The organism is Paenibacillus sp. 8b26 (assembly GCF_050626875.1).
Lineage (GTDB): Bacteria > Bacillota > Bacilli > Paenibacillales > Paenibacillaceae > Paenibacillus.
Genome location: NZ_CP192445.1, coordinates 2,546,875 through 2,561,168, shown reverse-complemented (window position 1 = coordinate 2,561,168; position 14,294 = coordinate 2,546,875). Strand labels below are relative to the sequence as shown.

The window sequence follows — 14,294 nt, the reverse complement described above, 5'->3', positions numbered from 1 at the left end:
CACATTGATAAATATCCATAAGGAGGAAGAAGATTGGACTCACATATTAGCTTGGGCAACGCATTGGGCAATGTAGGCATCGGCCTGCTTATCCTGTTTGCCATCTTAATCGTAGGGTATTTTGTGTTCAGCTTGCTGACACGTTATAACGATAATCAAGAAATTGCACGCGGCAATGAGGCGGCAGGCATCTATATGGGGGCAAAGCTGCTAGGTCTGTGTATTATTGTGGGGATGGTGTCCTACAGCAGTCATTCATGGCTCGATATGCTGATTTGGTCGGCTGTGGGCATTGTGGTGCTGTGTCTGGTGTATACTATTTTTGATCTGGTGACACCGCGTACCAAGGTATGTGAGGAAATTGCCAAAGGCAATGTGGCTCTGGCGCAACTGCTGCGCTCGATCATCGTCGGGGTGGCTTTTGTCGTAGGTACATTTTTAATGTAGCTCGATATAGAAAAGGTATACAAAGGATCTGCAAAACCGGACAACGGAGATGCAGATCCTTTTTTGTATGGGAAAACACAATTCACTGTCCGCCATCAGTCTGTTGAATTGAAGATTACGACAATCGCTTTTGCGGGGACTATTCTGCAAAGCTACGGGTGATACTGCATAGCAAAAAGGAATTTGCTGCAGATATTAAACAATTTGAAGAGAAGGGAAGCCTGAACACATGAATACCTCCATCTCCCCAACCAAACCAATTCGTATGGGTGTCATCGGTCTTGGTCGTATCGCTGAATATCACATTAGATCACTACAAACCATCTCGGGGGTTTCCATTGTCGCCGTTAGTGATGTGGATGAAAATCGTCTTTACCTGATCGGTGAGCAATTGGAGCTGCCTGCTTCCAAGCAATACCCCCATTATGAAGCGCTAATCCGAGACCCTGAAGTAGATGCGATTCTGTCACTGACACCCAATGATGTGCATTTTGACATTATTCGTATTGCGCTCGAAGAGCACAAAGCTGTATTGGCAGAAAAACCGTTGACCCTCAATTGGGAGGAAGCGGATCAGTTGAACAAGCTGTATACAGCGAATCCGGTGCCTTTTCTGGTTCACTACAAGCATCGCTACGGCGCGGCCTTCCAATATACCAAGCAACTGCTGGATGAACAAAAGCTGGGCAAAATCTACAACATTCAATTCCGTTATCTGATGGATAGCTTCTCTCCTTACCGTCAGCATCCGTATACATGGCGCCATAATTTAGCCAAGGCAGGCTCTGGAGTCGTGGGCGATACAGCCTCGCATATTATTGACCTGGCCCGTTTTCTGGTGGGTGAATTTAAAAGCGTCGCGGCACTGCTACATACGATTACACCCGAGCGGCCTGATCCGGTCACAGGTCTGCCTGTAAAAGTGGATGTGGAAGACTTCGCTGCTTTCCATGGAATCGTAGGCGATAATACCGTCGGCACGTTCATTACCCACAAAAATGCCATTGGCAAACGCCACGATATCGAAGTTGATATCTATGGCGAACTCGGTGCGCTGCATGCCAGTCTCAACAACCGGGAAAATGTCCGTATTGTGCTGCGAGATCTGGAGCACCCAGATGCCGAATACGAGAATTGGGCTGTCCCTGCTATCTATGATCATACGGCCTATGGAGACTTTGTTAAGCTGACAAGAGGAGAGTCCGTGGATCGTGCCCCATTGTTCGAGGACGGCTACAAAAACCAGTGGGTCCTCGAAAAAATACTGCAATCCTGGAAAGAGAACGGACGTCTTGTAGAAGTGTAAGGCAATACGAAAAGGAGTGTGAGCAAGCTTATGAGCTCCTTATAATAACTTCAAATGAATCCGGCCTCAATCTTTTGAATAATGTTCAGCAGGAAGGTTTCAGCCAAGCTGTTTTTCAAAATAACCTGCTTGGCTTCATCCAGCGTAAACCAACGTGCTTGATCCACCTCTGCGCTGAGAACATCCAGCTTATCATCGTTCACAATGGATACAAAATTCAGCATCAGTGTATGGGTTCGGTCAAAATACCCGCTGCGCATATATTTATATTCATCCACATGCAAGCCCACTTCTTCCATAACCTCGCGCACCAATGTCTGCTCGGCGGATTCGCCCTTGTTCACATAACCAGCCAGCAAAATAAAATCCTTGATATTGTACTGCTGTATGAGCAACACTTTATCTCTCTGCCGATTGATTACAGCGGTGCTAATTGCAGTGCTGAATATCGGGAACCGAAAGACCTGACATGTATTGCAATAGGGAATAGGGCCTTCGCCTTCACACTCCTTCACCATTAGTTTTGTTCCACATTCATAGCAATACTTCATCTAAGCGCCACCTTATATTCCATTTTTAATTTGTAAATGTTGCTTGTTATTCCATGTTCGTACGGAATACTTATCATCTTAATTCCACCATAACCGTTCTGTCTATGAGAGTTTTCGTTCTTCTGACATCCGTTATTTCTTTTCCTCCTGTACCTTTGCCCGTCTGGACCCGATCAGCCGCCAGCCTGTTAGCAGTGCCGCCACCAGACAGATGGACGCGGAAGTCATAAAGACCACATGCATCCCTGCCAGAAAAATTTCCGGGTGATCCGGAACCAATCCGGTGACCCGATAACCGGCCTCTTTACTCATGGTATAAAAGAGGATCGACGTGGCTAAGGTAATTCCTACCACCATACCGACATTACGGACCAGTGAATTGACGCTTCCGGCTGAGCCGAGCTGCGTACGGGGCACCTTGGACATGATCAGCGAGTTGTTCGGCGATTGGAATAAACCACTGCCAATACCCAACATAGCGATCCACAGACCCACGAACGGAACGGGACTGCCTGCATGGAGACGAGCCAAGCCAATCTGGGCGACTACCATGACCACCAGCCCGGCAAAGGTGAGCAGTTCAGACCCGATTTTATCTGAAAGCGCACCGCTGAGAGGAGCAACGATAACCATGGAGATTGGAAACAGCATCAGCAGGAACCCGGCATAAAAAGGCGACAGGTTCAGCATATTCTGCGCATAGAAAGGCGAAATGATATTAAAGCAGAAGTTAGCGGCGAATACGAGAAAAGCGCACAGAATACTGAGCGAGAACAACGGATTCTTGAATAAAGCGAGCTGCAACAATGGCTGTGGACGGCGAATTTCCACCCAAAGGAATACCGCAAAAGCAATCACGGCAATCACAAGCAGAGCAATGATGCGGCTGTCTCCATATCCGACCTGCTGTCCCAGCAGCAATCCGGCGAACAAAGCGAGGATAAAAACCGCAAACACCAGACTGCCGGGAACGTCGATCTTGTCTTTCACCTTGATCAGATCCTTTGGGAGCAGCTTCCAGCCGAGAAAAACGGCCACCAGACCAATCGGTACATTGACCCAGAAGATATATTGCCAGCCCAGTGAAGAGACGATAATGCCGCCCAAGCTGGGTCCCGCGATACTACCGAGGGAAACGAAGGTTCCGATTAGGCCGAGTGCTTTGCCCCGTTCAGTCGAAGGGAAGATATCCGTGACGATCCCTTGGCTGTTGGCCATAGTCATGGATGCTCCGAGTGCCTGAATAATTCGGGAGATCAGCAGCATGGGCAACGAATGACTAAGACCGCACAGCAGTGAGCCAAGGATGAACACGATCGTGCCGATCTTGAATATTTTAATTTTGCCGACCATATCTCCAAGCTTGCCAAAAAATAAAATGGCTGTACATATAGCCATCAAATAGGCAGTTGTAACCCATTCAATCTGTGCTACGGGTAAATTTAACGTACGGGATAACACCGGGAGAGCAATATTAACGATGCTTCCATCCAGCGTGGACATAAACGTAAACAGATTCAATACAATCAAAATCATCCAACGTTTCTTCTGGATTTCGGTATTTTCCTGATACGTTGCGGCAGCTGTAGCGGTTGAACTCATGATTAGCACCTCTTCATCGTTGACCATTACTATTTAGTTGCACACGCAACTAAATGACGGTTCTAGTGTACAGCAAATTAGTTGCGCACGCAACAATATTGTTGTAAAATTTGCCTTGGTCCCACCTGAAGATTTGCCATTTTTAAGCCACTGAGGTGTATTTAATGAGAAAAAAATCGATTGGAAAACTGATTTCCAACCTGTACCGGCGAAATCAAAAAATACTGTCCAAAAAACTGGCTCCTTATGGGATCGGGAGCGGGGGCCAACACAGCTTTTTAAAACTTATTTTGCGGCGTCCAGGCATTACACAGGAACAGTTGACAAATGAACTCAAATTTGACAAAGCAACCACTGCGCGTTCTGTGAAACAATTGGAGGAATCGGGTTACATTGAGCGAGAAACGGATCCGAATGATCGACGCTCCCATCTTTTGTTCCCAACGGCCACGGCATTAGAATTTTATCCTACCCTGCAAGGAATCCTGGATGAGTTCAATGCCGATCTCGTCCATAATTTATCTGATGAGGAAGAAGACCTGCTTATTGCCCTACTGCAAAAGATTAGTATAGACCCTGGTGAATAAAGGTATACAGTGAGATCATGGGCCGTTCCCCCCGTACGGCTTAAAAATACATCTCCAATAAGATCAAGCCTGTTTCGAATCTTAGAGGGTGTTTGACCAGACCACGCTAAAGCCATTGAATATATTGTTATCATTCATGTTATTTAAGGGTTTTCTAAAAAAATGGTCGGGGGGATTACATTGGCAATCCGCTACAGTATCATCATTCCAACCTATAATCGAGCCAAGCAGTTGTTACTCACGCTCGCTTCATTTGAAACACAAACGTATCCGAAGCATTTATTCGAAGTGATTGTAGCTGATGACGGTTCTACGGACGGGACAAAGGAAATGGTCGAGGGCTTCCAGGCAACCTATGCACTTCAATATGTATTCCATCAGGAACAGCGTGGTCGATCTGCCATTAGAAATTTGGGGCTGCGCCATGCGAAAGGGCTATATATCATCTTCTGCGATGCTGATTTTTTGTTGTTACCTGAATTCATTAGAGTTGTGAGCCGTTATCACCGCAAATATCCCCAAGCCGTGCTTTCAGGCTTTCCTCACTCGTGGGATAATGCTTATACCCATTATTACCCTGACTTTTCCCCAGAGGAAAAAGAACAATGTCGTAATGCACTTACACAATCCAACTTATGGAGTGCGGATTTTGAAGCAGCGAATGAAATTATTCCGTTAATAACGCCAGAAGATATCCTTCATCAAACGGATGCATTGTCAAAAGTTATTATCCCCTCAAGAGTTCCCCCCAATGTCAAAAAGCAATTTGCCAAAACGGATGTAGCTCCCTGGATGTTACTAGTTACTCGTTGTGTATCCATCAGACGCAGCCATTTGACTCGTATTGGAGGTTTCAATGAACGGTTTGTACTTTATGGACTCGAAGACTGGGACCTTGGCTACAGACTGCATCGATTGAAAATCCCTTTTTATTGCATCAAAGAGGTAGTCGGATATCACCAGGAGCATCCAACCCACCTCAGAGGAAACATTTTAAATACGGAAAATCTGAAAATCATGTTTGAAACCTATGGATTCAATGACTCCTCGCTAAATTTATTCGCCCTTGTACCTCCATCCCAGGATTTGGAGGCTTACAAAAATACGCTGCGGGTACTGCGCAGGGGAAGCCGATCCAAGCAAACACGTTCGTCAGCACTGTTGTTGAGGAGAACATTGCGAATGGCAGCCAAGCAGTTCGTTCATCCAAACCATACCCATGCGTATAAAAAATCATTACGATGGATAAAAAAGAAAGCAGAGAACCGAAAAAGCCGAGTCGCTCATGTGTTACGAGAAATGCTGCTGAAGTCTGAAAAGCTGGTAGAGTAGCATTGCTCCTTTTCGTTGTTATGTACGGATCAGCTGCTTGGAAGATGAAGCCTCCATAAGGGTACAAGGTAATTCAGAAAATAAAAAATCCACAATCTCACTCGATTGTGGATTTGATCAATGGAGGCGAACCGTAGCGCGGCAAATCCACAATTCGACGGTGTGTGATGGTGAGATTGTTTGGAGAGGTAGTTTAAAAATGTAATAGACTTCCCTACATTATGGGGTTTCTTGCATGCATGAGCCAATGTTCACAATTCTCAGAAGGTAGATTCAGGTAAACTCTGTCCTCCGTCGATAATAATTGTTTGTCCCGTAATGAAGCCCGCCTCTTTGGAAGCTAAAAATGCGGCTGCATGTCCCATCTCTTCAGGAGTCCCAAAGCGTTTGAGCGGGATCGCCGGAAGCATAGTTTCGATATATTTAGTTTGCGTCTTTAGCTGCTCAGTCATCGTATTGCCAGGCATTATTGCATTAATCGTAATCCCAGACGAAGCTAACTCAAGTGCTGCACTGCGAATAAAACCAAGTTGTGCTGCTTTGCTGGCACCATAGTGCGACCATCCTGCGAATCCTGTCACCGGCCCTGTAATTGAAGATGTCAGTACCACTCTTCCATATTCCGCCTTTTTTAAGAACGGCAGACAAGCTTGTATAGAAAATAGAGCTCCACGCACGTTTGTATTCATCACTTGATCCCATTCTTCGGCAGTCATTTCTTCAATTGTAGCCATTGGACCGATTCCCGAGTTTGCACATAACACATCAATTCCATCAAACTCTTCTGCTACATAATGAGCCATCTTATCCATAGAAGTACGATCTGTCACATCACCTCTGACTGCTAACACCTTTCCTCCTAACATTCTGAGCTCTTCAGCGCATTTCTCGGCCTCTTCCAAATTACGTGCAACAACAGCTACTTTTGCGCCCTTTTCGGCAAACACTTTGGCAATTCCTTTCCCAATCCCCTTGCTAGATCCGGTTACAATAACAGATTTGTTTGCAAAGTTTTTTTCCAACAATCCCGTTTCCTCCTTTTATAAATTTTTCCCACAGATAATCTTGTGTAGTTAATTTCTTGTTATAAGAATATAGACGAAAACACAATAGGATATGTTACATCGTTGCTTCTTACTTAGGAGCATGAAAATAATTTTTAACCTATAGGTATCTAAATACGTTTAGAGAAAATAATTGAATCTGAAAGGGAGGTCATGACCATAAGCTTGTAACAACAGGGACAGCAAGCACAGACATTGTATCGAATGGATCCAACGACTATCTGCATCACTCATAATCTATTCAAAATCACATGGAAAATATACCTAATTTCAATTGCAAAATTCTGGCGTTTATTATTGAACAAATTAAATATATGATAGAAAGTCAGTGAACTTCCTTAATAATCATTAACAGAACGTCCTGAAGCTACGTAGCAACATATTTTCTCTTCCTGTATAGTTCGCCGATATGAAAAAAGACACCATTTAAGGTGTCTTTCACTAATACTACATATGGAGGCGAGGGGAGTCGAACCCCTGTCCGAAGATAACGACATATAAGCTTCTGCGAGTGTAGTTACAGATACATTATTATTACAAACCGTGGTTACTCCGTACGCAGGAACATAATGATTAAAATAGATGATCCCAAAAGGAAACAAAGGGGGGAATAGAGCACACTGTCCCATTTTGCAAAAACGGTTCCTTTCCTTCTCTTGAAGAACCCCACCCATTTGAAATCTCCTATAGAACGTAAAATAAATAAACACGACAACAAGCCTGCTCCGTAGGAATAGAAGGAGTTGAAAAGCAGGAATTGTGTAACTCCCCCTAGTTCCAAGACGAACCAAGCGGCTAAAGCTAATAAAATGGCTACAATCGCTGTACCTATTTTGGAGGGCTCAAAGAGCCTATCCGTTCCTGAGCTTGGAATCGCTGCCTTAATGCCTATTTTTCCACCGAATACCCAATATACATGCATGCCGCTCAATACCAAAAGAATTCCGCCAACTGCCCATGTAAGTAACTCCAACATGTGACATCCTCCTTAAATTGAAGTCCACTCCGTCCAAATCATGTGAACATGTTGCTGAACCGTTTCGTCATTGAACGTCTCTTGTTTGTGCCGCTCATACCACCCTAAGTAATAATGGTACAACATCCCTGATCTCTGAGAGGCTTTCTCTGGCTGCATACCCTTTTGTATTAATAACTGCTTCATAAACTCCATTCTCACCTGTTCCACTTCATCCAGAATGGAGCGATACATGTCATCCCTCAAAGACAGTTTCCGTAGATAAAACAGGAAGTCTCCCCGTTTCGTCGTCCCGAACATCTGGGTCAGCAAGTCTCTGATCCGCTCATCTGCGGTAGCATGGATGATGGACGCTGCAATCACCTCTTGTGTTGTCTGTTCCTTCCACGTCTCAACAATCTGTCTAATATAGCTGCTGCGATTGCTAAAATACCAATAAAAACTGCTTTTGCTGCATCCTAAGGAAATGGCCATTTTTTCAATAACGAGTTGCTCAATGCCGCCCTGTTCAAACCGTTTGATTCCTTCCTGAATCCATTGCTCTTCTGTGACAATAATTTTAGGCATCTTTCCCTCCTTTTTTTCTGTACGGTATCGTCTAGATGGATATTATATTACAGAGCTTTTCGGGTGATGTAAATAGATGTACATAAACGCCCACTTGAAATACCTGCGGATTTGATCTATAATGCTGTAGCATATAGTGATATTCAAGGCATTGACCAAAGACATGATTTCCTTGAAGGGCCGTTCAGAGAGAAAAGACGAGGCTGAGAGCTTTTCCGGCAACCGCATGTGAAGTTACCCCTTTGTAGCCGTAACGTTGAACATGTAGCTGTGCAATGTGACAGTGACATCAGTAAGCGCCTACCGATTTATCCCCGTTAACGGATACCAATGGAGGGTCACGCATGTCGTGCATGAGCATGTTTTAATGAACATGAATGTACGTACAGGAGCGGGCCGAACTAGGGTGGAACCACGAGCTGAACGCACTCGTCCCTTGAGGGAGAGAGGCGTTTTTTTGCGTTCAATTTTGATATATAGCATGCAACCTACAATTTGAATGGAGGCTTTAATCGTGAGTATTCAAGTGAAATTACCGGATGGAGCCGTACGCGAGTACGAGCAGGGCGTAACGATCGCAGACGTGGCAGGTTCGATCAGCTCCGGGCTGAAAAAGAACGCAGTCGCAGGTAAAGTGAATGGGAAGGCTGTGGATCTGAACACCGTTTTGGATCAGGACAGCGACCTTGAAATTATTACGCTGGACGGTGCGGACGGTCTGGAAATTTATCGTCACAGCACAGCGCATTTGCTGGCACAAGCCCTCAAACGCATTTATGGCGAGAAAAACGTGAAGCTTGGTATTGGCCCGGTCATTGACAGCGGCTTCTACTATGACATTGATATCGAAAACCCGTTGTCCGTTGATGATCTGGCTAAGATTGAGAAGGAAATGGCGAAGATTGCACAGGAAAATCTGCCGATTACACGCCGTGTCGTTAGCCGTGAGGAAGCAACTCGTATTTTCGGAGAGCTGGAAGATCCGTTGAAACTGGAACTGATTCGCGATTTGCCAGAGGATGCGGAAATCACGATCTACGATCAGGGCGAATTTTTTGACCTTTGTCGCGGGCCGCATTTGCCATCTACAGGCCGCATTAAAGCTTTTAAACTGCTGAGTGTAGCAGGTGCATACTGGAGAGGCGATTCCAACAACAAGATGCTGCAACGTATCTACGGAACTGCATTCCCGAAAAAAGCACAGCTGGATGAGCATCTGCACTTGCTGGAAGAAGCGAAAAAACGCGACCATCGCAAGCTGGGTAAAGAGCTGGAGCTGTTCATGTTCTCCGAGGAAGCACCGGGTATGCCGTTCTACCTGCCTAAAGGTATGGTTGTCCGTACTGCACTGGAAGATTACTCGCGCGAAATTCAACGCCTGCATGGCTATGAGGAAGTACGCACACCGCTGATGATGAACAATCGTCTGTGGGAGCAATCAGGACACTATGAGCATTACAAGGAAAACATGTACTTCTCCGAAGTCGATGAAACTACATTTGCTCTGAAACCGATGAACTGCCCGGGGCATATGCTCGTGTTTAAAAATGAGCTTCATTCTTACCGCGATCTGCCGATTCGGATTTCCGAATTTGGACAAGTGCATCGCCATGAGCTGTCCGGTGCGTTGAACGGTATGATGCGTGTTCGTACATTCTGTCAGGATGATGCGCACATTTTCGTTACTCCAAGTCAGATTGAGCAAGAAATTACAGATGTAATCAAGCTGATTAACGAAATGTATAGTGTGTTTGGCTTTGATTTTACAGTGGAGCTGTCCACACGTCCGGATGACTTTATGGGCGAGCCAGCGTTGTGGGATCAAGCGGAACAAGCTCTGCAAAACGTGCTGAATCATCTGGGCATCAACTACCGTATTAATGCGGGAGATGGAGCGTTTTACGGTCCGAAAATTGACTTCCACATTCTCGATGCACTCAAACGTAGCTGGCAGTGCGGAACGATCCAATTGGACTTCCAAATGCCTGAGAAATTCGACCTTACTTATGTGGGCGAGGACAACCAGAAGCACCGTCCAGTCGTCATTCACCGTGCCATCTACGGTTCGATTGACCGCTTCATGGGCATCCTGACTGAGCATTTTACAGGTGCATTCCCATTGTGGCTGGCCCCTGTACATGCGAAGCTGCTGCCTGTATCCGAGAACTATATCGAGACTGCCAATGAGATACAGGATGCATTGCTGAAAGCGGGCCTGCGCGTCGAAGTGGATACTCGTAATGAGAAGCTTGGTTATAAAATCCGCGAGGCGCAATTGGAGAAGGTTCCATATATGTTCGTTATCGGGGAAAATGAAAAAACATCCGGTACTGTAGCGGTTCGTAAACGGGGCGAAGGCGATCTGGGATCACTCAGTATTGCGGACATCGTTGAGAAAATCAGCACAGAGATTCGTGAGAAGCAGTAAGCTCTGAATAAAAGAAATAGAGCAAGACAAAAAAATATAGAGCAAAAGAGCGCTCAAGCCACGATAAAAGTGGTTTTGAGCGCTCTTTATTTAATAATCAGGATTTTGTAAAATCCTCATAATGCATAATTAGCAATGCTGAAGCTGAATCGAGGCTGTTGACGCCTCAGCCCAATGTTCAAGGATCATATATACCAATGTCTAGCAGGTCTGTGGCCGGGATTCGGTGTGATCCGTGGCGAGGGAGAGTGTCTTCGAAGAGGATTCCGCAGCAGTTGGCTGCTCGGGGGATTCTTCTTGCTCCTGTTCCTCGCTGAGCGACAAGATTTCGCCGCGCAGTTTTAGCATTTTCTGATCCAGTTCATAGGTTGCACGCGCAGCCTCGGATAATCCGTTAACGACATGCTCAGGCACTTTCTTATCAAACTTATAGTACAAAATATGCTCCATACTGGCCCAGAAATCCATAGCCAGCGTGCGAAGCTGAATTTCAACCTTGATCCAGCGCGTACCTTCAAACAGAATCAGGGGAACTTCTACAATGACATGAAGGCTCTGATAGCCGTTGGGCTTGGATTGGTCAATATAGTCCTTGACCTCCAGAATACGGATGTCTTCCCGTGTACGCAGATGATCCATCAGGCGGTAAATATCTTTAACAAAAGCACACACGACCCGCATTCCCGCGATATCATGAATTTCACGCAATATATTGTCCAGAGTGACTTCATACCCTTTGCGCCGAACCTTTTCCACGATGCTGTGAGGCTCTTTGATTCGGGTCTTGATATGCTCAATCGGGCTAAAGCCGTCCAACAGCTTCCATTCGGTCTGAATCAGCTTGATTTTGTTCTTTAATTCCTCCAGAGCCAGCTGATAAAGGACAGGGATTTTTCTCCATTCCTCCAGTTGCTTGGCGTTAACTCCGTTCTGCTCCAGCTGTAGCTGAAATTCCTGTAAGGGCAAAGGGACAGCATTCAAGTGCTTCCAATCCGGTTCATTCACAGGCCATTCTCCTAAGTGAGGCTTACGATGTCCTCGATCTATTTCGTAAATATGCACTACCGTATATATTGTACACTATGTCAAAACCTACAGGCAAAGGAGAAGAGGCGGAGGGAAGAAAAAAAGGATAACAATTCATATTGTAAAACCGAGTAAACCGATGTATAATTGCTGAAATGTTGATTCGAAGCATTTTTAAAAAATTACATGAAGCTCTGTTAGTCATCTATTCAATATAAATTACAGAAAAAGAGGTTGGGACAAATGGCAAAAGTAGAAAGTTTTCAATTAGATCACACGATTGTAAAAGCCCCTTATGTAAGAGCAGCCGGAGTAGAGCATGACGAAAAAGGAAGCACAGTTCAAAAGTATGACTTGAGATTTTTACAGCCCAATGAAGATGCAATTCCAACAGCCGCTGTACATACGCTGGAACACTTGTTGGCGACGTATTTGAGAGATGAAATTAAAGGGATTATCGATATTTCTCCGATGGGATGCAGAACCGGGTTCTATTTGATTCTTTGGAACGAACATGAGCCTGAAGAAATTGCAGTCGCTTTGGAAAAAACCTTGAAAAAGATTCTGGAAACGACGGAGGTTCCGGCTGTCACGCCTTTGGAATGCGGGAACTACAAGGACCACTCTCTTTTCTCGGCGCAGGAATATGTGAAAATTGTATTGGAAGCTGGTATTAGCAGAGATCCTTTCAAAAGAGTATTTTAATTTATGATTTCGATCGACTTATCTAACCAGACAGCGGTAGTGACAGGCGGCAAATCGGGTATAGGCAAGGGAATTGTGGAGCTTTTCATGAAAAGCGGGGCTAAAGTGATTTCTGCTGATATTTCTTATGAAGAGCCGTATCGAGTGGTCAATCCGCAGTTGGTTGAAACTCATTTGGACATTTCCAAGCCGGACGATATTGAGAGATGGTGTAATGTACTGTTCAGCGAAACGGGAGTCCCTGATATATTGGTAAACTGTGCGGGCACTTCCACGATGGACTATGTCATTGATAGCGAGTTAGCAGACTGGGAGAAGGTATTTTCTATTAATTCAACCGGATTATATGTGACGTCCAAACGTTTTGCCAAAGAAATGGTGAACGCTCATAAGCCGGGACGAATTATTCAAATCGCTTCGCAGGCTGGAAAAAATGGATATCGGGCGATGGGAGGGTATTGCGCCTCCAAGCACGCGGTTCTCGGATTAACCAAGGTCATGGCGATTGAGCTTGCGCCCCAAAATATTTTGGTTAATGCGGTGTGTCCCGGCATTGTAGAAACGCCGATGAAGCATCGGGAACGGATTGAGGGGGGCGTCATTCGTGGAATGACCGCTCAAGAAATATATGAGGAAGATTGTTCTCAGGTACCTCTGGGAAGAACGGCTGAGGTGGAGGATGTCGCCAATGTGGTGCTGTTTTTGGCAAGTCCGCTCTCCGCATATATGACAGGACAAGCGATTAATGTTACAGGCGGAATGACGATGCACTAGCAAGATCTGGGGGGAAGTAGAGATGAAGAAATCATTCGTTTTACTATTAGGAATCAGTTTATTATTAGTAGCTGCAGGATGTGGCAATAAAAGCTCTGACAGTAGTGGTGCCAGCTCCACTTCCGGTTCGGAAACACAGAAAATAGTCATCGGCTCCATGGGCTCGGACGCACAGATCTGGAAGCATATTGCCCAATCTCAAGCAGCCAAGGATGCCAAGCTGGATATTCAAGTGAAGGAAATTAACGGCGGGATCGAAACGAACAATGCCACCAAGGAAGGCGAAGTAGATGTGAATGCATTCCAGTCGTGGGCGTATCTCGTTACCTACAACAAGGAAAGTAAGGCGGATTTGAAGGCTATTGCCACAACCTATCTGGAGCCGATGGGCATTTACTCACAAAAATTCAAAAGCATTGATGAAGTGACGGACGGGGCTTTGGTGGCTTTGGCAGATAATCCGGCCAATACGGCAAGAGGATTGAAGCTGTTGGAGGCGTCCGGCTTAATTAAGCTTAAAGCTGACTTTGATGATGCCTTGGGTACAGTCAATGATATTACCAGCAATCCCAAACACCTGAAATTCGAGTTGATCGATGATAAAACAGGGCCGCGTATTATTCAAGATGTGGGCTTGGTATTGATCGGGAATACGATTGCTCTAGAGGGTGGCCTGAATGTGCTGAAGGATTCCTTGTTCCACGAAGAGATCAGTCAGGCCACCAAAAACAATATTAATGTTCTGGTTACTACATCCGATAAGGAAAATGACAAAGAACTGCAAAAATTAGCGGCTCTCTACCATAATGAGGATACTCAAAAATACATTAAAGATGAATTTGGCGGCACCAAGGTAGAGGTTAAAGAGCCTGTTTCTTATTTGGAAGGAAAGTAATACTCGGAAGTAGTAGTCGTTAAAATCATAGTTG

The 14,294-nt window shown here is 45.2% G+C and carries 14 protein-coding genes; 8 read left to right on the top strand and 6 right to left on the bottom strand.

Annotation, left to right across the window (positions count from 1 at the left end):
• Nucleotides 1-33: 33 nt before the first annotated feature.
• The gene (locus tag ACQ4MX_RS11625; RefSeq protein WP_431090704.1) at nucleotides 34-447 is read left to right on the top strand and encodes a DUF350 domain-containing protein; all 414 of its coding nucleotides are present in this window, start codon (nucleotides 34-36) and stop codon (nucleotides 445-447) included.
• Nucleotides 448-676: 229 nt separating this feature from the next.
• Complete coding sequence (locus tag ACQ4MX_RS11620; RefSeq protein WP_431090702.1) at nucleotides 677-1,753, top strand: Gfo/Idh/MocA family protein; 1,077 nt, start codon at nucleotides 677-679, stop codon at nucleotides 1,751-1,753.
• Nucleotides 1,754-1,803: 50 nt separating this feature from the next.
• On the opposite strand, the gene ACQ4MX_RS11615 is transcribed toward ACQ4MX_RS11620, so the two are convergent.
• Together ACQ4MX_RS11615 and ACQ4MX_RS11610 are read right to left on the bottom strand one after the other, a co-directional pair.
• Nucleotides 1,804-2,304: an NAD(+) diphosphatase gene (locus ACQ4MX_RS11615; RefSeq protein ID WP_431090700.1), complete on the bottom strand. Its 501-nt coding sequence runs from the start codon at nucleotides 2,302-2,304 to the stop codon at nucleotides 1,804-1,806.
• Nucleotides 2,305-2,436: 132 nt separating this feature from the next.
• On the bottom strand, nucleotides 2,437-3,906 hold the full coding sequence (locus tag ACQ4MX_RS11610) for an MFS transporter (RefSeq protein WP_431090698.1): 1,470 nt from the start codon (nucleotides 3,904-3,906) through the stop codon (nucleotides 2,437-2,439).
• Nucleotides 3,907-4,070: 164 nt separating this feature from the next.
• Here ACQ4MX_RS11610 and ACQ4MX_RS11605 point away from each other — a divergent pair, with 164 nt between their 5' ends.
• Nucleotides 4,071-4,493 carry a MarR family winged helix-turn-helix transcriptional regulator gene (locus ACQ4MX_RS11605; RefSeq protein ID WP_431090696.1) on the top strand — a complete coding sequence of 141 codons (423 nt, stop codon included), beginning with the start codon at nucleotides 4,071-4,073 and terminating at the stop codon, nucleotides 4,491-4,493.
• Nucleotides 4,494-4,673: 180 nt separating this feature from the next.
• Nucleotides 4,674-5,825 (top strand): glycosyltransferase family 2 protein, encoded by a 1,152-nt coding sequence (locus ACQ4MX_RS11600; protein WP_431090694.1) that lies wholly within the window; start codon nucleotides 4,674-4,676, stop codon nucleotides 5,823-5,825.
• Nucleotides 5,826-6,085: 260 nt separating this feature from the next.
• Here the strand turns inward: ACQ4MX_RS11600 and fabG are convergent, their stop codons facing one another.
• The 3 genes from fabG to ACQ4MX_RS11585 all read right to left on the bottom strand — a co-directional run bounded on the left by fabG (nucleotide 6,086) and on the right by ACQ4MX_RS11585 (nucleotide 8,432).
• Nucleotides 6,086-6,850: a 3-oxoacyl-ACP reductase FabG gene (fabG, locus tag ACQ4MX_RS11595; RefSeq protein ID WP_431090692.1), complete on the bottom strand. Its 765-nt coding sequence runs from the start codon at nucleotides 6,848-6,850 to the stop codon at nucleotides 6,086-6,088.
• A 586-nt stretch (nucleotides 6,851-7,436) separates the two neighbouring features.
• Nucleotides 7,437-7,865, bottom strand: coding sequence for a DUF3995 domain-containing protein (locus ACQ4MX_RS11590; protein WP_431090691.1), 429 nt, complete (start codon nucleotides 7,863-7,865; stop codon nucleotides 7,437-7,439).
• Between the two features lie 12 nt (nucleotides 7,866-7,877).
• Nucleotides 7,878-8,432, bottom strand: coding sequence for a TetR/AcrR family transcriptional regulator (locus tag ACQ4MX_RS11585; protein WP_431090689.1), 555 nt, complete (start codon nucleotides 8,430-8,432; stop codon nucleotides 7,878-7,880).
• A gap of 514 nt (nucleotides 8,433-8,946) precedes the next feature.
• Here ACQ4MX_RS11585 and thrS point away from each other — a divergent pair.
• Nucleotides 8,947-10,860 carry a threonine--tRNA ligase gene (gene thrS / locus ACQ4MX_RS11580; protein WP_431090687.1) on the top strand — a complete coding sequence of 638 codons (1,914 nt, stop codon included), beginning with the start codon at nucleotides 8,947-8,949 and terminating at the stop codon, nucleotides 10,858-10,860.
• A gap of 201 nt (nucleotides 10,861-11,061) precedes the next feature.
• On the opposite strand, the gene ACQ4MX_RS11575 is transcribed toward thrS, so the two are convergent.
• The gene (locus ACQ4MX_RS11575) at nucleotides 11,062-11,865 is read right to left on the bottom strand and encodes a GTP pyrophosphokinase (RefSeq protein WP_431090685.1); all 804 of its coding nucleotides are present in this window, start codon (nucleotides 11,863-11,865) and stop codon (nucleotides 11,062-11,064) included.
• Nucleotides 11,866-12,129: 264 nt separating this feature from the next.
• Here ACQ4MX_RS11575 and ACQ4MX_RS11570 point away from each other — a divergent pair, with 264 nt between their 5' ends.
• The 3 genes from ACQ4MX_RS11570 to ACQ4MX_RS11560 are packed head-to-tail and all read left to right on the top strand — an operon-like array spanning nucleotide 12,130 to nucleotide 14,260.
• Complete coding sequence (locus tag ACQ4MX_RS11570; protein WP_014279572.1) at nucleotides 12,130-12,591, top strand: S-ribosylhomocysteine lyase; 462 nt, start codon at nucleotides 12,130-12,132, stop codon at nucleotides 12,589-12,591.
• A 3-nt stretch (nucleotides 12,592-12,594) separates the two neighbouring features.
• Nucleotides 12,595-13,365: an SDR family NAD(P)-dependent oxidoreductase gene (locus ACQ4MX_RS11565; RefSeq protein ID WP_431090683.1), complete on the top strand. Its 771-nt coding sequence runs from the start codon at nucleotides 12,595-12,597 to the stop codon at nucleotides 13,363-13,365.
• A gap of 22 nt (nucleotides 13,366-13,387) precedes the next feature.
• Nucleotides 13,388-14,260 carry a MetQ/NlpA family ABC transporter substrate-binding protein gene (locus ACQ4MX_RS11560; protein ID WP_431090682.1) on the top strand — a complete coding sequence of 291 codons (873 nt, stop codon included), beginning with the start codon at nucleotides 13,388-13,390 and terminating at the stop codon, nucleotides 14,258-14,260.
• Nucleotides 14,261-14,294: the final 34 nt, after the last annotated feature.